We start from the raw sequence: 18,472 nt of genomic DNA, 5'->3' as shown, positions 1-18,472 counted from the left end.
CCCTCGCGCCCACCCGCCGGGCCACGCGGATCACGCCGGTCGCCGCCCTCGCGGTCGACTAGCCCCCTCCGAATTCCCTGAACCTGAGCACTGCTCCAGCCATGGATCACGTGTGACCCGGATAATGGCAGCGCACCGAGGAGAGGACCCACCCTGAACTGGCTCATGACGCTGAGGATCGACAAGCCGCCGTTCCTCATCACGCTCGACGTGATCGCGGCGCTGCTCGCCCTCTACCTCCTGGTGCGCCCCACCGGCCGGCGGATGGTCGCGGGCCTCATCGCGGCCGTCGGCGGCGGTCTGCTGGGCTGGCTGATCGTGTGGCTCGCCGACGACGTGTACAACGCGTTCGGTGTGGGGCTCACGCCGGTCACGACCTGGTGGGCGGTGCTCGGCTTCGCGGGCGTCAGCCTCGCCATCGCCAACCTGTTCCGCTCGCGCTGGTGGCGCAAGGTCATCGCCGTCCTCAGCATCCCGGTCTTCCTCGCGACCGCCGCGGCGGGCGTGAACGTCGACTTCGGCGCGTACCGTGATCTCAACGATGCGCTGGGGGTCGTGCCGTACAAGGCGCTCGACCTGCACGCGGAGCGGGGGGAGGTGCTCGACATCGGCACGGACTACGCCTCGACGGCGACGCCCGGGCAGACGGTGCCCGCGAAGGGCCAGGTCGGCACCGTGCGCATCCCGGCCACGGAGTCCCGGTTCCCGGCGCGCAAGGCCGTCGTCTACCTCCCGCCGGTCGCCCTCACAGCGAACCCGCCCGCGCTCCCCGTCCTCTACGCCCTCTCGGGCCAGCCCGGCGCACCGGCCGACATGTTCACGGCCGGGCACCTCGCGCCGGCGATGGATGCGTTCGCCGCCGCCCACGACGGCTACGCCCCGATCGTCGTGGCGGCCGACCAGCTGGGCGGCCCCGGCCGCAACCCGATGTGCGTGGACTCGCGCGCGTACGGCAACTCCGCGACGTACCTGCTCAAAGACGTGCGCAGCTGGGTCTCGTCGCATCTCCGCGTGAGCAGCGACCCCGCCGCCTGGGGCGTGTTCGGGTACTCGCAGGGCGCGACGTGCGCCGTGCAGTTCGCCACCGGGCACCCCGAGCTGTTCGGCTCGGCCCTCGCGTCCTCCAGCGAGCTCGGCCCGACGCTCGGCGACCGCGCGCTGACGATCGACACCGGCTTCGACGGCTCCGCGAAGGCGTTCGACGCCGCCCAGCCGCTCGCCATGATGGCGGCGAAGGCGCCGTACAAGGACTCGACCATCGTGTTCGGCGTCGGTCAGAACGACGCGAAGTACACGGCTTACGCACACACGCTGGACGCGGCGGCCACCAAGGCCGGCATCCACAGCGAGCTCCTGATCTCGCCCGGGACCGCCCACGACTGGAACACCGTGCGACACACCCTCACCGACGGCTTCCCGGCCATCGCCCGGCAGATGGGACTGGAACGATGAGCGGGCAGGACGAGAACGGCGTGCCCCCGGAGCGTCCGCGGGAGCCGCTCCCGCTGACCGGCACCCTGGCCATCCAGACCGGGGAGCGCCCGCTCCAGCGCGTCGGCCGCATCGTCGCGCGTTACCCGTTCACCCTCGGCGTCACGGTGCTCGTGCTCGTCCTGGCGCTCGTCACCGGCCCGCTGCACGGCCCCCACCGCCCGCTGCGGATCTGGGTCGGCACGGGAGCCGCGCAGATCGCGGACGGCCACTGGTGGTCGCCCCTCACCTCCGTGCTGTTCACCAGCGACGTCGCGGAGCTCATCCTGAGCCTGGTGCTGCTGGTCCTTCTCGTCGGCGCGTCCGAGCACCTGATGCGCACCTGGCGCACCGCCCTGGCGTTCGTGGTGACGCCGGTCGTCGGGATCGTGGTCGGCTCCGCGCTCCAGCTGATCGGCAGCCAGACGGGGGAGATGTGGTCGCGCAACGTCCACGGCCTCCTCTCGCTCGACTCCTTCACCGCGATCGGCGGCACGATCATGACGGCCAGCGCGTTCGCGGGCGCCCTCTGGCGCCGCCGCATCCGCGTGCTGACCCTGCTGGTCGCCATCATGTTCGTGCTCTACTCGGGCTTCCCGTCCGACCTGGACCGGCTGCTCGCCGTCCTGGCGGGGTTGGCCCTCGGAGCCGTCCTGAACCGCGGCGCCCGCAAGCGCGGCTGGCAGCGCTCGTCCCACCACGAGATCCGGGTGCTGCTCGCCTCAGCGGTGGCGGTCACGGCGATCGGCCCCGTGATCGGGCTGCTCACCCGCTCCCGCTACGGCCTCCTGTCGCCGATCGCGCTGCTCTTCAGCGACGACGTCGCGAACCGCGGCAACGTCCTCGAGCGGTGCCAGGCCTTCGCGGTCACCCGCGACTGCGTCCGCGACATCACGATCGAGCGGATCAACGGCTTCGGACCGGTGCTGCTGTCGGTGCTGCCGCTGCTCGTGCTCCTCGTCGCGGCCTTCGGGCTCCTGCGCGGACGCCGCTTCGCCGTCTGGCTGGCCGTGAGCGTGAACGGGCTGCTGGCCGTGCTGTCCATGCTCTACTTCGGCATCCTGCCCGTCGCCGGCGGTCACCACGTGGCCGCGTCGCCGCGCTACTGGGAGGTCACGGCGATCCTCGCGATCTCGTCGGCGGTCCCTCTAGTCATGGCCATCCTCCTGATCGTGCTGCGCCGGCACTTCCCGGTGCTGCCGACGACCCGGGCGGTGCGCCGCTACGTGCTCACGGTCCTGATCGCCGGGATCGGTCTGGCCGCGCTCTACGTGCTCGTCGGCTGGGTGCAGCGCGACACGGGCTTCACCCGCCCGATCGACATCGGCGACCTCCTCGACGACGTGTTCGAGCGCTTCGTGCCCGTCAGCTTCCTCCGGCGCGAACCGGTCCAGTACCTGCCGACGACCCCGCTGGCGACGATCGTCTACCACAACATCGGAACACTGTTCTGGCTGATCGTCATCGCCGCGGCCATCCCGCCGATGCTCGGCCGCACGGTGACCAGGAGCTCCACCGACGAGGCCAGCCGGGTGCGCGCACTGCTGACCAAGGGAGGCGGCGACGCCCTCTCGTTCATGGCCACCTGGCCGGGCACCAGCCACTGGTTCGACGGGCCGGACGGCGGCGCGATCGCCTACCGCGTCGTGGGTCGCGTCGCGATCACGACCGGAGGGCCGTTCGGCACCCCGCCGCCGCACGACGGCACGATCGAGCGCTTCGCCCGGTTCTGCGACGACAACGGCTGGATCCCGGTGTTCTACAGCGTCGAGGACGAATACGAGCCGCTCTTCGAGCGGATGGGCTGGTCGACGATGACGGTCGCGGAGGAGACGGTCATCCGCCCGCAGAACTGGGCGACGACCGGCAAGAAATGGCAGGACGTCCGCACCTCGATCAACCGGGCGCAGCGAGCCGGGATCCGCGCCGAGTGGACCTCCTACGCGGCGCTCCCGCTCAGCGCGACGGTGCAGATCTCGGACATCTCCGAGCAGTGGGTCGCTGAGAAGGACCTCCCGGAGATGGGCTTCACCCTCGGCGGCATCGACGAGCTGCGCGACCCGGCGGTGCGCCTCATGCTCGCCGTCGACGAGGCCGGCCGCATCGAGGGCGTCACGAGCTGGCTGCCGACGTGGCGGGACGGCGTCGTCATCGGCTGGACGCTCGACTTCATGCGCCGCCGCCCGGGCAGCATCAACGGCGTGATGGAGTTCCTCATCGCCGAGGCGGCCACCCGGATGAAGGCCGACGGGGTCGAGTTCATGAGCCTCTCGGCCGCGCCGCTCGCGCACACCGCGGGCACGCCCGACGCGGAGAAGAGCGGCATGGACCGCATCCTCGGCTACCTGAGCACGTCGCTCGAGCCGGTGTACGGGTTCCGCTCGCTGCTCAACTTCAAGCAGAAGTTCCAGCCCGAGCTGCACCCGCTGATCATGGCGTACCCGGATCCGGTGGCGCTCCCCGAGATCGGCATCGGCCTGGTCCGCGCCTACCTGCCCGACCTCTCGGTGCGGCAGGCGGCGTCCCTCGCCCGCGGGCGCTCCTGAGGCGGCGTGGTACCCTCGTTCCTGTGTACGGTCTGCTCCTTCTTAGCTGCCGCGACGAGTCCTAGTTCCGGGCCTCCCTCGTCGCGGAGTTCGTCGTCGGCTCTCCACACCACCCCGCGAGGAGAAAACAGACCATGAAGAACACGCAGGCGCCGAGCGCCATGCCGATCCACAAGTACCGTCCGTTCCACGAGCAGATCCGCGTCGATCTGCCGGACCGCACCTGGCCGGACAACCGCATCACCGTCGCCCCCCGCTGGTGCGCGGTCGATCTGCGCGACGGCAACCAGGCCCTGATCGACCCGATGAGCCCCGAGCGCAAGCGGATCATGTTCGACCTGCTGGTCCGTCTGGGCTACAAGGAGATCGAGGTCGGCTTCCCGAGCGCCAGCCAGACCGACTTCGACTTCGTCCGCAGCCTCATCGAAGAGGGCGCGATCCCCGACGACGTCACCATCCAGGTGCTGACCCAGGCGCGTGAGCACCTGATCAAGCGCACGTACGAGTCGCTCGTCGGCGCCAAGCAGGCCATCGTGCACCTCTACAACTCGACGAGCATCCTGCAGCGCGACGTGGTCTTCCGCACCGACCAGCAGGGCATCATCGACATCGCGCTGAACGGCGCGCGCCTCTGCCGTCAGATGGAGTCGATGGTCCCCGACACCGAGATCTACTACGAGTACTCGCCCGAGAGCTACACCGGCACCGAGCTCGAGTTCGCCGCCGACATCTGCAACCAGGTCATCGAGATCTTCGAGCCGACCCCCGAGCGCAAGGTCATCATCAACCTGCCCGCCACGGTCGAGATGGCGACGCCGAACGTCTACGCCGACTCCATCGAGTGGATGTCGCGCCACCTGAACCACCGCGAGAACGTCATCCTGTCCCTGCACCCGCACAACGACCGCGGCACCGCCGTCGCGGCGGCCGAGCTGGGCTACATGGCGGGCGCCGACCGCATCGAAGGCTGCCTGTTCGGCAACGGCGAGCGCACCGGCAACGTCGACCTGGTCACGCTGGGCGTCAACCTGTTCACCCAGGGCATCGACCCGCAGATCGACTTCAGCGACATCGACGGCATCAAGCGCACGGTCGAGCACTGCAACCAGCTGCCGGTCCACGAGCGCAGCCCGTGGGGCGGCGACCTGGTGTTCACCGCCTTCAGCGGCTCGCACCAGGACGCGATCAAGAAGGGCTTCGAGGCGATGGCCGCCGAGGCCGCCGAAGCGGGCAAGGACGTCGACGACCTCGTGTGGGCCGTGCCGTACCTGCCGGTCGACCCGAAGGATCTGGGCCGCAGCTACGAGGCCGTCATCCGCGTCAACTCGCAGTCGGGCAAGGGCGGCGTCGCCTACCTGCTGAAGACCGACCACGCGCTCGACCTGCCGCGCAAGCTGCAGATCGAGTTCTCCGGCGTCGTGCAGGCGAAGACCGACGCCGAGGGCGGCGAGGTCACCAGCGAGCAGATCTGGGACGTCTTCCAGGACGAGTACCTGCCGGCTCCCGCGACCGAGGCCGACGCCAAGTGGGGCCGCTTCGAGCTCGGCAGCACGTCGACGACGAACGAGTCCGGCGACCACGTGACCCTCACCGCCACCCTGCGGGACGGCGACACCGTCTCGAAGGTCACCGGGGAGGGCAACGGCCCGATCGCGGCGTTCATCGACATCCTGAACGCACGCGGGATCAACGCCCACCTCTACGACTACTCGCAGCACACGCTGTCGGCGAGCGAGTCCGCTCTCGCGGCCGCCTACATCGAGCTCGACGTCGACGGCGTGCGGCTGTGGGGCGTCGGGATCGACGCCGACACGACCACCGCGTCGTTCAAGGCCGTCGTGTCCGCCGTCAACCGCGCCGTGCGTGCCTCGGCCGGGCAGGCGGAGAGCGCGGAGCTCGTCAGCGCCTGAGCAGCACGCTCCCGGAACGCCGTCCGCCTCGCGGGCGGCGTTCCGTCGCTTTCGGTCGGGCGTCCGGGAGTTCGGGCGGGCCCGGACCGAACGCGTGGCTCAGACGTCGGTGTCGGCGTCCGGCTTGTCGATGCGATAGCGCGGGATGGCCCCGGTGTCGGTGCGCTCGTCCACGTGCGTCTCGGCCGGCCGGCGGGCGAGGAGCGGCCAGCGCACCCGAGGCAGCCGGCCGAGCTCCCGCTGCTCCGGCAGGCTCCAGCCGAAGCGCACCGCCAGCAGCCGGATGATCAGGGTCACGACCACGCAGAGGATCGCCGCGATGCTGAGCGGGACGCCCAGGTCGATCAGCACGACGAGCACGACCGTGCCCGCGCCGGCGGCGACCGCGTAGAGCGAGCCGACGTGCATCAGGGCGATCGGGAGGCTGAGGAGCACGTCGCGCAGGATGGAGCCGCCGACCGCGGCGACCACGCCCACGAAGATCGCGGGCACCTCCGGCAGCCCGAGCGAGAGCGCCTTGCTCGCGCCGATCGCGCCGAACAGGCCGATGGTCAGCGCGTCCAGGAACGTGATGAGCGGGTCGAGCCTCCGGAACAGCCGCACGAGCAGCATCCCGAGCAGCGCCGCAACGACCGTCGCCGGCAGGTACCAGTTCGACTGCAGCGCGACCGGCGTCACGTTCAGGAAGAGATCGCGCAGGAGGCCGCCGCCCACGCCGGTGGCGACGCCGATGATCGCGACCCCGAGCAGGTCGAGCCGCCGGTCCCGGAATCCGGAGGCGAACATCGCGCCCTGGAGGCTGCCGATGCCGACGGCGACGAGGTCGCCCCAGAGGGGGATGGTCAGGGCGGCGGTCGTGCTCACAGTCACTTGTACCACGCGGCGCTGCGCGAGGCTGTCGGCCGGACGAGAGATACTGGAACCGTGCCTGTCTACCGTGATGAAGCCGTCGTGCTGCGCACCCACAAGCTGGGTGAAGCCGACCGCATCGTCACGCTCCTGAGCCGCCAGCACGGCAAGATCCGCGCGGTCGCCAAAGGGGTGCGGCGTACGGCCTCCCGCTTCGGATCGCGGCTCGAGCCGTTCATGGTCGCCGACCTGCAGCTGTACGAAGGCCGCACCCTCGACGTCATCACGCAGGCCGAGTCGCTGGGAGCGTACGGCGCCCTGATCGCGGACGACTACGCGAGCTACACGGCGGCCAATGCGATGGTCGAGACCGCCGACCGGCTGACGGACGCCGAAGCCTCGCTGCAGCAGTACCTCCTGCTCGTCGGCGCCCTCCGCTCGCTGTCGCGGCGCGAGCATCCGCCGACGCTGACCCTCGACTCGTACCTCCTGCGCGCCCTGTCGCTCGCCGGCTGGGCGCCGAGCTTCCAGGACTGCTCGCGCTGCGGGCGACCGGGACCGCACGACCACATCGTCGTCCAGCTGGGCGGCGTCGTGTGCCCAGAGTGTGCGCCGAACGGCGCTCCGCGCGTGGATGCCGCGACGATCGGCCTGCTCGGAGCGCTCCTGACGGGCGACTGGTCCGCGGCGGAGGACGCCGACGAGGCGACCCGGTCCAAGGCCAACGGCGTCGTCTCCGCCTACACCCAGTGGCACCTGGAGCGCGGCCTCCGGTCGCTGCAGCACGTGCATCACGACGTTCCCGCCACAGATGAGAAGGGGAGCGCATGAGCCCCAAGCCGTACACGCACAAGGACGCGGTCGAGTACCGCCCGCTGGACTGGACCGGCATCTACCCGCCGGCCATCCCGGCGGCGGCGGTCCCGAACCACGTCGCGATCGTGATGGACGGCAACGGCCGCTGGGCCAACCGCCAGGGGCTGACGCGTATCGAGGGGCACCGCGCGGGGGAGGCGTCCCTCCTCGACGTCGTCGCCGGCGCCATCCAGCTCGGGGTGAAGCACCTCAGCGTCTACGCCTTCTCGACGGAGAACTGGAAGCGCTCGCCCGATGAGGTCCGCTTCCTCATGGGGTTCAATCGCGACGTGCTGCACCGCAGGCGCGACCAGCTCAACGAGTGGGGCGTGCGCGTGCGCTGGGCCGGCCGCAAGCCGCGTCTGTGGTCGTCCGTCATCAAGGAGCTGCAGTACGCGGAACGGCTGACCGCGGGCAACGACGTCCTCACTCTCACGATGTGCGTCAACTACGGCGGCCGCACCGAGATCGCGGACGCCGTGCGCGGCATCGCGGAGGAGGTCGCCGCTGGGCGGCTCAAGCCGTCCGCGGTGAGCGAGAAGACCATCCAGCGCCATCTCTATCTGCCCGACATGCCCGACGTGGACCTCTTCGTGCGCAGCTCGGGGGAGCAGCGCACCAGCAACTTCCTGCTGTGGCAGAGCGCGTACGCCGAGATGGTGTTCCTCGACACGCTCTGGCCGGACTTCAGCCGCACGGACCTGTGGGAGGCGGTCGACCTGTACGCGCGCCGCAACCGCCGGTTCGGCGGCGCCGTGGACACGCCGACCGCCGCCTCGGAATAGTGGCGGCGGCGCCGGACGTTGGCACTGGTGTGAGCGAACCCATCAAGATCGACATCTGGTCCGACATCGCGTGCCCGTGGTGCTACATCGGCAAGCGCAAGTTCGAGGCCGGCACCGGCCTCTTCGCCGGCGCGGGCGACGGCCGCGACGTCGAGGTCGAGTACCACTCCTTCGAGCTGTCGCCGGACACCCCGGTCGACTTCGACGGCAGCGAGGTCGACTTCCTCGCCGGGCACAAGGGCATGCCGGCCGAGCAGGTCGGGCAGATGCTCGAACGCGTCAGCGGCATCGCCTCGTCGGTCGGACTCGACTACGACTTCGACAACCTCAAGCACACCAACACTGTCAAGGCGCACGAGCTCCTCCACTTCGCGAAGGCGCACGGCAAGCAGCTCGAACTGGCCGAGCGCCTCTTCAAGGCGTACTTCGTCGAGGGCGGTCACGTCGGCCGCGTCGACGATCTGGCTGACCTCGCCGCCGAGGTCGGTCTCGACCGCGCCGAGGCCCTGGCCGCCCTGGAGTCGGAGCAGTACCTCGCCGATGTCCGCGAGGACCAGCGCACCGCCACCGAGTTCGGCATCAACGGCGTCCCCTTCTTCGTCATCGACGGCAAGTACGGCGTCTCCGGCGCGCAGGACGCCGCCACCTTCGCCCAGGTGCTCGAGCAGGTCTGGGGCGAGCGCGAGGCGGTGACCGCGTGAGCGACGCGACGCGCGCGACCCCGGACGCACCCACGCAGAGCGCTCCTGCCCCCTTCACGCTCATCCCGCTCGGCGACACGTCCGCCGCTGCATGCGACGGCGACTCCTGCGCCCTCCCCGCCTGATCTGATCGTCGCAACACGCCGTCACCACCCCGTGGTGAGCGGCGTGTTGCGACGATCAGATGCCAGCGCCGCCCGGATGCGCGCAATGGCCTCGTCGGCCCTGTTCGCGAGATGGACGCGATTCACGCGCACGACGCGCCAGCCCGCGGCCTGGATGCTCCAGAGGCGGTCGATGTCCACCTGGTACTGGCGGTCGTCGGTCCGGTGCTGCTCGCCGTCGTACTCGATCGCGATGCGCGCCGTCGGGTAGGCGAGATCCGCGTGATAGCTGCGATCCGCGGCGTGGATGACGTGGTTGACGTTCGGTTCGGGAAGGCCCCCGCGCACGATCGCCAGTCGCAGCACGGTCTCCATCGGGGAGTCGGTGCGCGGCCTCACCAGAGGCAGTGCCTGGCGCAGACGTCGGATGCCGGGACGGCCCGATGCCGCGTCGACGGCCTCCTGGAGTGCAGGAAGCTCGCTGAGCGGTCGCAGCCGCCGCAGGAGCGCGTCGCCGACGATCACGAGGTCGTCCACGTCCAGCATCGAGGCGAGCTCCACCCAGGATTCGACGGGCTCGGCGACCGGGAGGTCGTCGTGACGGACCGGTCGGACGACATCCAGCTGGTGGCCGACGACGCCGGTGCGGCGCATCGCGCGCGCCGGACGAGGCGCTGACACGTGAAGACGGTCGAGCGTTCGCGTCGGCACCGGGAGCCCGTGGAGCGCGGCCGCCGTCGAGTGGCTGAACATGGCATGGTCGGGGAGAAGCGGGCGCAGGGCGCGGCAACGCGCCGTCAGCTCTCCGTCGCTCGGGCGAGGGTGAGCACGGACGCCGTGGAAGGGTCGCGCGAGGTCAGAGCGCCGGAGGCGGGACGGCGAGACGCCGGCGGTGCGAGCGGACGCGACCGTGAACGGCTGGGTCCGGAATTCGGTGGGCAATGTCGATGGCTGCATCGCGCCACCCTGCCATCCGCGCCGGGACGCCGGGACGGTTCTCCACAGGCCCGCCATCCAGTCGTCACGACATGCCGTCTGTGGAGCGGGTGGGACGGCGTGTTGCGACGACCAGTTCAGGGTGGGGTTCCGGTGGGGGGCTACTCCGGGTCGGTGATGTCGGCGACGGTGGCGTCGTAGGCGCGGATGACGTCGTCGGCGTCGACGAAAAGGGAGTAGCCGTGCTCACCGGCGCCCATGGAGACGCGGCGACCGGCGATGGACGCGTCGGCGACGACGGGCCACGCGGTGGTGCTGCCGAACGGCGTGATCGTGCCGCGCTCGTATCCGGTCGCGGCCAGCGCGACCGACGCGTCGGGGAGCTGGAGCTTGTTCACCTGGAGCAGCGAGCGCAGCTTGGGCCAGGAGATCTTGCGGCCGCCGGGCACGAGGGCGAAGAGGAAGGTGTCGTCGCTGCGCTTGACGACGAGCGTCTTGACGATGTCGGCCGGGGTGATCCCGAGCAGTGCGGCGGCTTCCTGGAGGCTGCGGGCAGCGGGACGCTCCACGATCTCGACGGCGACGCCGCGGGAGGCGGCGTCCGCTTCGACGCGGGTGCGGCCGCTCTCCACAGGAGCGCTCGAAGCGCCGTTCTCCACGGATTCGGGGCTCTCGGCCATGGTTCAGCACGCTTTCTGGGAGAATCGAGTCAGATGTCTACCACTGCCACCCTAAGCCACTCGCCCCAGCTGACCATCGGTCCGCTGGCACTCGACGTCCCCGTCGTGCTCGCACCGATGGCCGGGATCACGAACACCGCGTTCCGGCGGCTCTGCCGCGAGTACGGAGCGGGCCTCTACGTGAGCGAGATGATCACGTCCCGCGCGCTCGTCGAGCGCACCTCGGAGTCGCTGCGCCTCATCACCCATCACGAGTCGGAGACGCCGCGCTCGATCCAGCTCTACGGCGTCGACCCGGTCACGGTCCGCGAGGCCGTCACGATGCTCGTCGCCGAAGACCGCGCCGACCACATCGACCTCAACTTCGGCTGCCCCGTTCCCAAGGTCACCCGCAAGGGTGGGGGAGCGGCGCTGCCGTGGAAGCTCGGGCTGTTCCGCGAGATCGTCGAGGGCGCCGTGAAGGCCGCCGGCGACATCCCGCTCACCGTCAAGATGCGCAAGGGCATCGACAGCGACCACCTCACGTACCTGGAGGCGGGCAAGGCCGCCGAGGGCGCAGGGGTCGCCTCCATCGCCCTGCACGCCCGCACGGCGTCCGAGTTCTACTCGGGCCACGCGGACTGGTCGGCCATCGCCACCCTCAAGGAGACCATCACCTCCACACCGGTGCTCGGCAACGGCGACATCTGGTCGGCGGCCGACGCGCTCCGGATGGTCGACGAGACCGGGTGCGACGGCGTCGTCGTCGGCCGCGGCTGCCTCGGCCGCCCGTGGCTCTTCGGCGATCTGGCCGCGGCGTTCCACGCGCGCGCCGGGCTGATCTCGGCCGAGGAGGCGGAGCGCGCACTCGCGCACCCGACCCTCGGCGAGGTCGCGGCGGCGTTCCGCCGACACGCCGAGCTGCTCGTCGAGTTCTTCGACAGCGAGGAGCGCGGCTGCCGCGACATCCGCAAGCACGTCGCCTGGTACTTCAAGGGCTATCCGGTCGGCGGCGACCTGCGCGCCAGCCTGGCGACCGTCGACACCCTCGCGCACCTGGACGACCTGCTCGCGACGCTCGACGGCGACCAGGAGTACCCGGGCGAGGCTGCGGAAGGCCAGCGCGGACGCGCGGGCTCGCCCAAGCGGACCGCCCTCCCCGACGGATGGCTGGACAGCCGGGAGGTCGACGGCGTGCAGCGTGCCGAGGTCGCCGAGGCGGAGGTGCACAACAGTGGTGGATAGCGTGATCGCCCGCACGGGCTCACCCGTGGACGGGCCGGCCGACGAGCTCGGCTACACCGACCGCGACCGGGAGCGCTGGCTTCCCGAGCAGCACGCCAGCCGCCGCAGCGATTTCGCCCGCGACCGCGCGCGCCTGCTCCACTCGAGCGCGCTGCGACGCCTCGCGGCGAAGACGCAGGTCCTGAGCCCGACGGCCGGGCTCGACTTCGCCCGCAACCGGCTCACGCACTCCCTGGAGGTCGCGCAGGTCGGCCGCGAGCTGGCGGCGAGTCTGGGCCTCGACCCGGACGTCGTGGACACCGCGTGCCTCGCGCACGACATCGGCCACCCGCCCTTCGGGCACAACGGCGAGCGGGCGCTGAGCGCCTGGTCCGCCGACATCGGCGGCTTCGAGGGCAACGCGCAGACCCTGCGCCTCCTCTCGCGCCTCGAGCCCAAGGTGTTCGGCCGTGACGGCCGCCCGTACGGACTCAACCTCACACGCGCGAGCCTCGATGCGAGCTGCAAGTACCCGTGGCCGGCCACCTCTTCGGTCGCCGACCCGAGCGGCCGCGCCAAGTTCGGCTTCTACGCCGACGACGAGCCCGTGTTCGCCTGGCTCCGGGCAGGCGCTCCGGAGCGCCAGCAGTGCATCGAAGCGCAGGTCATGGACCTCTCCGACGACATCGCCTACTCGGTGCACGACTTCGAGGACGCGATCGTCAACGGCTACATCGACGTTGCCGCGCTCGGCAGCCGGGTCGACCACGACGACCTCGTCAGCTCGATGTACGAGTGGGTGGGCGGCGAGATCGGCCACGACGACCTGATCGCGGCGTTCGACCGGCTCGACAGCCTCGACATCTGGCTCGAGACCTGGGACGGCAGCCGGCGTGCGCAGGCGCACCTCAAGAACCTCACCAGCCAGCTGATCGGCCGCTTCGCGCACGCGGCGGTCCATGCCACGAAGGCGGCCTCGGGCAGTAGCGGACTCGTGCGCTTCGGCGCCGACGTCGTCGTGCCGGACGGGATCCGGGCCGAGATCGCGGTGCTCAAGGGCATCGTGGCGACGTTCGTCATGTCGCGCAACACCCGGCAGCCGATCTACGCGCAGCAGCGGGAGATCCTGACCGCCCTCTCCGACACCCTCTACGAGCGCGGCGAGTCCGCTCTCGACCCGGGCTTCGCGGAGGACTGGCGGCTCGCCGGCAGCGACGCGGAACGCAAACGCGTGGTCGTGGACCAGGTCGCGAGCCTCACCGACCAGTCCGCACTCAGCTGGTTCGAACGACTCGTTCAGCGCTGACACGGCGCGCGGGCTTGTATCCCCGTCGTCGGTGCAGAATGCTTGAGGTCACGGCATCGGAAGGACACCAATGAGCACCCCACAGCCTCCGTCGAGCGGAGACCGCCCGGACGAGGCCGACCTGTCCGCACCCGTCGAACCGACCGAGGAGGCCGGCCCCACGGAGACGGCCGAGCCGACGAAGAGGGCCGGACGCGCGGTGAAGGCCGACGCCCCCGCCGTCAAGGCCGAGTCCGCCGCGAAGACTGGGCCCGCTGCCAAGGCCGAGCCCGCCGCTGAGACGGAGCCCCCGGTGAAGAAGGGCCCCGCGCCGCGTAAGCCACCGGTGCGCAAGACGACCGCCGCGAGCGGTGCGGGCGCGACCGCGGCGAAGACCACCACGCCGCGCAAACGGACCACCACGAAGCCCCCGACGCCGTCGCCCATCGGCGAGGCCCCGGACATCATGGACGCGACGCTCGCGGCGTCGACCCCGCTCGCGGCCCCGACGCCGCCCGCGGCCTCCGGCGCCGAATCGGAGCCCGTGCCGTCCACGACCTCGCAGACGGCCACGACGCCGGTGGTGCCCGTAGCGGCCGCGGATTCCGCGTCCGCAGCCGACACCATTACCGCTCCGGAGGTCGTCGAGGAGTCGACGCGGGCCGCGGCGGCTGAGCCGACGGCTGCGCCCGCGCAGGTTGCAGCGTCTGCCGCGCCCGCTGCGCGGACATCGCCCGCCGCATCTGGGGCGCCCGCTGCGTCGCCGTCGGCTGATGCGTCGACGCCGGCCGCTGCCGCCGCCGCGTCTGCGCCGGCCACCGCATCTGCGCCGACCGCCGCGTCTGCGTCCGAGCCGGTCGTCACTCCGACGCCGGCAGCCGCACCCGAGGCCGCCTCCGCCTCTGCTCCCGCCGGTGACCTCCCGCCGACCGAACCGCCGTCCGCAGGCGCGCGGGCGGGCGATGCACCGCGTCGCAGCGTCGTCGAGCTGGCGGACCGGCTCGACGACTCGCGGTTCTTCTCGGCGCTGTTCGACTTCACGTTCACCACCTATGTGACGCGGCGGCTCGCCGGCCCCGTGTACGTGGTCGGGCTGGTGCTGATTGCGCTGGGCGTGCTGGTGGGCTTCTCGCAGAGCCTCGCGATCGCGGTGTCCACGCAGTCTCCCGCGGGCGCGTTCGCGTTCCTGCTGGGCGTGCTCGTGACGCTGGTGGCGGCCGTCCTGGCCGTGCTGCTCCTCCGGGTCGGCATCGAGGTGTTCGTCGCGATCATCGAGATCGCGCAGAACACGCGCGGCCGACGGCGCCCTCCGCGCGACTGAGCGCCTCCGGTTCGCGCCTCCCGCGAACCGGAGTCGGTGCGGCTCACTAGAATCGAGCTATGGCAGGCCGGATTCGACAGAGCGACATCGAAGAGGTCAAGTCACGCACCAACATCGGCGACATCATCGGCGACTACGTCAGCCTGAAGACCGGCGGCGTCGGAGCGCTGAAGGGGCTCTGCCCGTTCCACGACGAGAAGAGCCCCAGCTTCTACGTGCGGCCGGGCGTCGGTCGGTACCACTGCTTCGGCTGCGGCGAAGGCGGCGACGTCTACGAGTTCCTGCTCAAGATGGACCACGTCTCGTTCACGGATGCGGTCGAGCGCCTCGCCGGCCGCATCGGCTATCAGCTCCACTACGAGGAGGGCGGCGGTCCCGCCGAGAGCGGCGGGGGCAACCGTGCCCGCCTGCTCGCGGCCAACAGCGCGGCAGAAGAGTTCTTCCAGGACCGGCTCACCGCTCCCGACGCCGAGCCCGGCCGCCGCTTCCTCGGTGAGCGCGGCTTCGACGCCGCGGCCGCCGCGCACTTCGGCGTCGGCTTCGCTCCGAAGAGCTGGGACGAACTGACCAAGCACCTCCGCGGCAAGGGCTTCACCCAGGACGAGCTCGTCGCCGCCGGCCTCGTGTCCCAGGGCGACCGCGGCGTCTACGACCGGTTCCGCGGGCGGCTCGTCTGGCCCATCCGCGACGTCACCGGGCAGACCATCGGCTTCGGCGCCCGGCGCCTGCTCGACGACGACAAGGGCCCGAAATACCTGAACACCCCCGAGACGGCGGTCTACAAGAAGGCCCAGGTGCTGTACGGGCTCGACCTCGCCAAGCGGGACATCTCGCGCAACGACCAGGTCGTCGTCGTCGAGGGCTACACCGACGTGATGGCGTGCCACCTCGCGGGCATCACGACGGCCGTCGCGACCTGCGGCACCTCGTTCGGCATCGACCACATCAAGGTGATCCGCCGCGTGATGGGCGACGACACCAGCCAGGGCTCCGTCATCTTCACCTTCGACCCGGACGCCGCCGGTCAGAAGGCCGCGGCCCGGGCATTCGGTGAGGAGCAGCGGTTCTCGGCGCAGACGTACGTCGCGGTCGGGCCGGACGGTCTCGACCCCTGCGACCTGCGGCTGGCCAAGGGCGACGACGCGGTGCGCCGGATGATCGACGCCAAGAAGCCGATGTTCGAGTTCATGATCCGCCAGGTGGTCGAGCGCTTCGACCTCGACAGCGTGGAGGGCCGGTCCGGGGCGCTGCGCGCGGGCGCGCCGATCGTCGCGACGATCCGCGACCCCGCCTCGCAGAACGGCTACATGCGCGAGCTCGCCCGCCTCTCCGGCGCGGACCTCCAGGACGCCGTGCGCGCTGTGCGCTCGGCGCAGCGCAGCACCCGCGGCGAGCAGTCGGGCCGTGGGCAGGCGGACCCGTCCGGCCGCGACGACGCCCCGATGCCCGTCCCGGCGGCCGACCCGAACGACCCCACCCAGCGCACCGAGCGCGAGTGCCTGATGGTGCTGCTCCAGCTGCCGGGGGAGATCGGCGCCGAGCGGGCCTCCCGTGCCGTGCAGGTGCGGTTCGTGAACCCGACCCACGCGGTCGTGCGCGACGCCATCGCCACCCAGCTGACGACGATGACCCAGCCCGGCTGGGTGGAGCGCGTGCTCGCCGAAGTTCCGGCGGCATACGCGCCGACGGTCAACGGACTCGCCGTGGCGGCACTGCCGCAGGCAGGTGGCGATGCGGGCCGCTACGCCCGCTCCATCCTCGACGGCCTGATCGACCGCGACCTGCTGCGCGAGAAGGCCGAGCTGACCTCGCGACTCGCCCGCACCGACCAGAAGGAGGCCGAACTGCGGCGCTCCCTCCAGGTCGCGCTCTCGTCGATCGACCAGGAGCGCATGCGCCTGCGCGCGGAATAGCCGCGCCGAACGAGCGCTCCGGGGCCTGCGACGGATTCCGTCCCGGCGCGCGCGGATGAGCGACGAAATGTTGCGCGCACGTAAAGAATTCGGCCCGATCCGCTCCTCGATGCCCGCCTGACGCCCGATCCATGCTAGGAAATGGGTACGCGATTCGGCATCGAGGCTCTCGTGTGCCTCGCCGTGTCGGCTATCCCACACCAGGAAGAGGTATTCGGATATGAGATCCGCACACAACCGCGGTCGGCGCATCCTCGCCGTCTCGGCCGCGTTCGCGGCGTCGGCGCTCGTGCTCGCCGGCTGCTCCGGGAGCAACAGCAGCTCCGGCGGCGGCGGCACGCTGACCATCGGAACGACCGACAAGATCACGTCGATCGACCCGGCCGGCTCGTACGACAACGGCTCGTTCGCCGTCATGAACCAGGTCTACCCGTTCCTGATGAACACGCCGTACGGCAGCCCGGACGTCAAGCCGGACATCGCCGAGAGCGCCTCCTTCACGTCGCCGAACGAGTACACGGTGAAGCTCAAGAAGGGCCTGAAGTTCGCCAACGGGCATGACCTGACGTCGTCGGACGTCAAGTTCACCTTCGAGCGCCAGCTGAAGATCAACGACCCGAACGGCCCGGCCTCACTGCTCGCCAACCTCGACAGCGTGTCCACCCCGGACGCCACGACCGTCGTCTTCAAGCTGAAGGTCCCCAACGACCAGACGTTCCCGCAGGTGCTCTCGAGCCCGGCCGGCCCGATCGTCGACGAGCAGGTCTTCTCGGCCGACAAGGTCACGCCGGACGCCGACATCGTCAAGGGCCACGCCTTCGCCGGCCAGTACGACATCTCGAGCTACGACTTCAACAACCTGATCGCGTACAAGGCGAACCCGAACTACGACGGCCTGCTCGGCAAGCCGGCGACGGACAAGGTCAACGTCAAGTACTACGCGGATTCGTCGAACCTGAAGCTCGACATCCAGAAGACCTCGATCGACGTCGCGTTCCGCAGCCTGTCGGCGACGGACATCGAGAGCCTCGGCAGCGACAAGAACGTCAAGGTCGTCAAGGGCCCGGGCGGCGAGATCCGCTACGTCGTGTTCAACTTCAACACGCAGCCGTACGGCGCCACCACCACGGAGGCCGACCCGGCGAAGGCGCTGGCCGTGCGTCAGGCCGCGGCCGACCTGGTCGACCGCGCCGCGATCGCCAAGCAGGTCTACAAGGACACCTACACCCCGCTGTACTCCTTCGTCCCGGAGGGCCTGACCGGCGCCACCACCGTGCTGAAGGACCTCTACGGCGACGGCAACGGCGGCCCGAGCCTCGACAAGGCGAAGCAGACCCTGGAGGCCGCCGGCGTCACCACGCCGGTCGCGCTGAGCCTGCAGTACAACCCGGACCACTACGGCCCGTCGTCCGGTGACGAGTACGCGCTCGTCAAGGAGCAGCTCGAGAAGGGCGGCCTGTTCAAGGTCAACCTGCAGTCGACCGAGTGGGTGCAGTACTCCAAGGACCGCACCGCCGACGTCTACCCGGCCTATCAGCTGGGCTGGTTCCCGGACTACTCCGACGCCGACAACTACCTGTCGCCGTTCTTCATCAAGGACAACTTCCTGGCGAACCACTACGACAACCCCGAGGTCCAGGCCCTCATCGAGCAGCAGCTCGGGACGACCGACAAGGACGCCCGCACGAAGCTGATCGAGGAGATCCAGGCCAAGGTGGGCGCCGACCTCAGCACGCTCCCGCTGCTGCAGGGCGCGCAGGTCGCCGTCGTCGGCAAGACCGTGACGGGCGCCGACAAGACGCTCGACGCGTCGTTCAAGTTCCGTTACGCGGCCCTCAAGAAGGGCTGAGCCAGACTTCTGGCAACCGGGGGCGGTCCGCCGAGTGCGGGCCGCCCCTCCTTCGAACCACCACG

Annotated in this window: 15 protein-coding genes; 12 read left to right on the top strand and 3 right to left on the bottom strand. The window is 70.6% G+C overall.

Annotated elements, in window-relative coordinates; all coding sequences use genetic code 11:
- The first annotated feature begins 165 nt into the window (after window positions 1–165).
- From BGO91_RS07010 to leuA, 3 genes are all read left to right on the top strand, one after another.
- A complete protein-coding gene (locus tag BGO91_RS07010) occupies window positions 166–1,452 on the top strand; it encodes an alpha/beta hydrolase-fold protein (protein ID WP_290472079.1) in 1,287 nt (428 codons plus the stop codon).
- Entirely contained in the window at window positions 1,449–4,016 is a 2,568-nt protein-coding gene (locus BGO91_RS07005) for a bifunctional lysylphosphatidylglycerol flippase/synthetase MprF (protein WP_290472078.1), read from the top strand. The genes BGO91_RS07010 and BGO91_RS07005 overlap by 4 nt, the downstream gene beginning before the upstream one ends.
- 134 nt (window positions 4,017–4,150) lie before the next feature.
- Window positions 4,151–5,926 (top strand): 2-isopropylmalate synthase, encoded by a 1,776-nt coding sequence (leuA, locus tag BGO91_RS07000; RefSeq protein ID WP_290472077.1) that lies wholly within the window; start codon window positions 4,151–4,153, stop codon window positions 5,924–5,926.
- 99 nt (window positions 5,927–6,025) lie between these two features.
- On the opposite strand, the gene BGO91_RS06995 is transcribed toward leuA, so the two are convergent.
- A complete protein-coding gene (locus BGO91_RS06995; protein ID WP_290472076.1) occupies window positions 6,026–6,790 on the bottom strand; it encodes a TRIC cation channel family protein in 765 nt (254 codons plus the stop codon).
- Between the two features lie 60 nt (window positions 6,791–6,850).
- Between BGO91_RS06995 and recO the strand changes: the two genes are divergently transcribed.
- Genes recO through BGO91_RS06975 form a run of 4 tightly spaced genes read left to right on the top strand, consistent with a single transcriptional unit; the run spans window position 6,851 to window position 9,241 of the window.
- Window positions 6,851–7,606 (top strand): DNA repair protein RecO, encoded by a 756-nt coding sequence (recO, locus tag BGO91_RS06990; protein ID WP_290472075.1) that lies wholly within the window; start codon window positions 6,851–6,853, stop codon window positions 7,604–7,606.
- On the top strand, window positions 7,603–8,415 hold the full coding sequence (locus BGO91_RS06985; RefSeq protein WP_290472074.1) for an isoprenyl transferase: 813 nt from the start codon (window positions 7,603–7,605) through the stop codon (window positions 8,413–8,415). The genes recO and BGO91_RS06985 overlap by 4 nt, the downstream gene beginning before the upstream one ends.
- Before the next feature lie 29 nt (window positions 8,416–8,444).
- Complete coding sequence (locus BGO91_RS06980) at window positions 8,445–9,116, top strand: DsbA family oxidoreductase (RefSeq protein WP_290472073.1); 672 nt, start codon at window positions 8,445–8,447, stop codon at window positions 9,114–9,116.
- The gene (locus tag BGO91_RS06975) at window positions 9,113–9,241 is read left to right on the top strand and encodes a hypothetical protein (RefSeq protein WP_290472072.1); all 129 of its coding nucleotides are present in this window, start codon (window positions 9,113–9,115) and stop codon (window positions 9,239–9,241) included. Before BGO91_RS06980 ends, BGO91_RS06975 begins: the two co-directional genes overlap by 4 nt.
- A gap of 21 nt (window positions 9,242–9,262) precedes the next feature.
- Here BGO91_RS06975 and BGO91_RS06970 read toward each other — a convergent pair whose 3' ends face one another.
- Window positions 9,263–9,901, bottom strand: a complete 639-nt coding sequence (locus BGO91_RS06970) for a DUF559 domain-containing protein (RefSeq protein ID WP_290472071.1) — start codon at window positions 9,899–9,901, stop codon at window positions 9,263–9,265.
- Window positions 9,902–10,317: 416 nt separating this feature from the next.
- Window positions 10,318–10,836, bottom strand: a complete 519-nt coding sequence (locus tag BGO91_RS06965) for an aminoacyl-tRNA deacylase (RefSeq protein ID WP_290472070.1) — start codon at window positions 10,834–10,836, stop codon at window positions 10,318–10,320.
- 33 nt (window positions 10,837–10,869) lie between these two features.
- On the opposite strand from BGO91_RS06965, the gene dusB reads away from it, so the two are divergent.
- The 5 genes from dusB to BGO91_RS06940 all read left to right on the top strand — a co-directional run bounded on the left by dusB (window position 10,870) and on the right by BGO91_RS06940 (window position 18,407).
- A complete protein-coding gene (gene dusB / locus BGO91_RS06960) occupies window positions 10,870–12,060 on the top strand; it encodes a tRNA dihydrouridine synthase DusB (protein WP_290472069.1) in 1,191 nt (396 codons plus the stop codon).
- 4 nt (window positions 12,061–12,064) lie between these two features.
- On the top strand, window positions 12,065–13,345 hold the full coding sequence (locus tag BGO91_RS06955; RefSeq protein WP_290472120.1) for a deoxyguanosinetriphosphate triphosphohydrolase: 1,281 nt from the start codon (window positions 12,065–12,067) through the stop codon (window positions 13,343–13,345).
- A gap of 70 nt (window positions 13,346–13,415) precedes the next feature.
- Complete coding sequence (locus BGO91_RS06950; protein ID WP_290472068.1) at window positions 13,416–14,645, top strand: DUF4282 domain-containing protein; 1,230 nt, start codon at window positions 13,416–13,418, stop codon at window positions 14,643–14,645.
- Between the two features lie 59 nt (window positions 14,646–14,704).
- The gene (dnaG, locus tag BGO91_RS06945; RefSeq protein ID WP_290472067.1) at window positions 14,705–16,558 is read left to right on the top strand and encodes a DNA primase; all 1,854 of its coding nucleotides are present in this window, start codon (window positions 14,705–14,707) and stop codon (window positions 16,556–16,558) included.
- Between the two features lie 220 nt (window positions 16,559–16,778).
- Window positions 16,779–18,407 carry an ABC transporter substrate-binding protein gene (locus tag BGO91_RS06940; RefSeq protein ID WP_290472066.1) on the top strand — a complete coding sequence of 543 codons (1,629 nt, stop codon included), beginning with the start codon at window positions 16,779–16,781 and terminating at the stop codon, window positions 18,405–18,407.
- Window positions 18,408–18,472: the final 65 nt, after the last annotated feature.

Origin of the sequence: Leifsonia sp. 71-9, from assembly GCF_001898805.1 — a bacterium.
In the GTDB taxonomy this organism is placed as follows: domain Bacteria; phylum Actinomycetota; class Actinomycetes; order Actinomycetales; family Microbacteriaceae; genus Leifsonia.
This window is presented reverse-complemented; position numbering and strand designations above follow the sequence as displayed.

Coding starts and splice junctions, on each gene's coding strand:
- BGO91_RS06950 (WP_290472068.1), top strand. CDS start 13,416: ATGAGCACCCCACAGCCTCCGTCGAGCGGAGACCGCCCGGACGAGGCC.
- BGO91_RS07010 (WP_290472079.1), top strand. CDS start 166: ATGACGCTGAGGATCGACAAGCCGCCGTTCCTCATCACGCTCGACGTG.
- dusB (WP_290472069.1), top strand. CDS start 10,870: ATGTCTACCACTGCCACCCTAAGCCACTCGCCCCAGCTGACCATCGGT.
- BGO91_RS06965 (WP_290472070.1), bottom strand. CDS start 10,836: ATGGCCGAGAGCCCCGAATCCGTGGAGAACGGCGCTTCGAGCGCTCCT.
- leuA (WP_290472077.1), top strand. CDS start 4,151: ATGAAGAACACGCAGGCGCCGAGCGCCATGCCGATCCACAAGTACCGT.
- dnaG (WP_290472067.1), top strand. CDS start 14,705: ATGGCAGGCCGGATTCGACAGAGCGACATCGAAGAGGTCAAGTCACGC.
- BGO91_RS06940 (WP_290472066.1), top strand. CDS start 16,779: ATGAGATCCGCACACAACCGCGGTCGGCGCATCCTCGCCGTCTCGGCC.
- BGO91_RS07005 (WP_290472078.1), top strand. CDS start 1,449: ATGAGCGGGCAGGACGAGAACGGCGTGCCCCCGGAGCGTCCGCGGGAG.
- BGO91_RS06985 (WP_290472074.1), top strand. CDS start 7,603: ATGAGCCCCAAGCCGTACACGCACAAGGACGCGGTCGAGTACCGCCCG.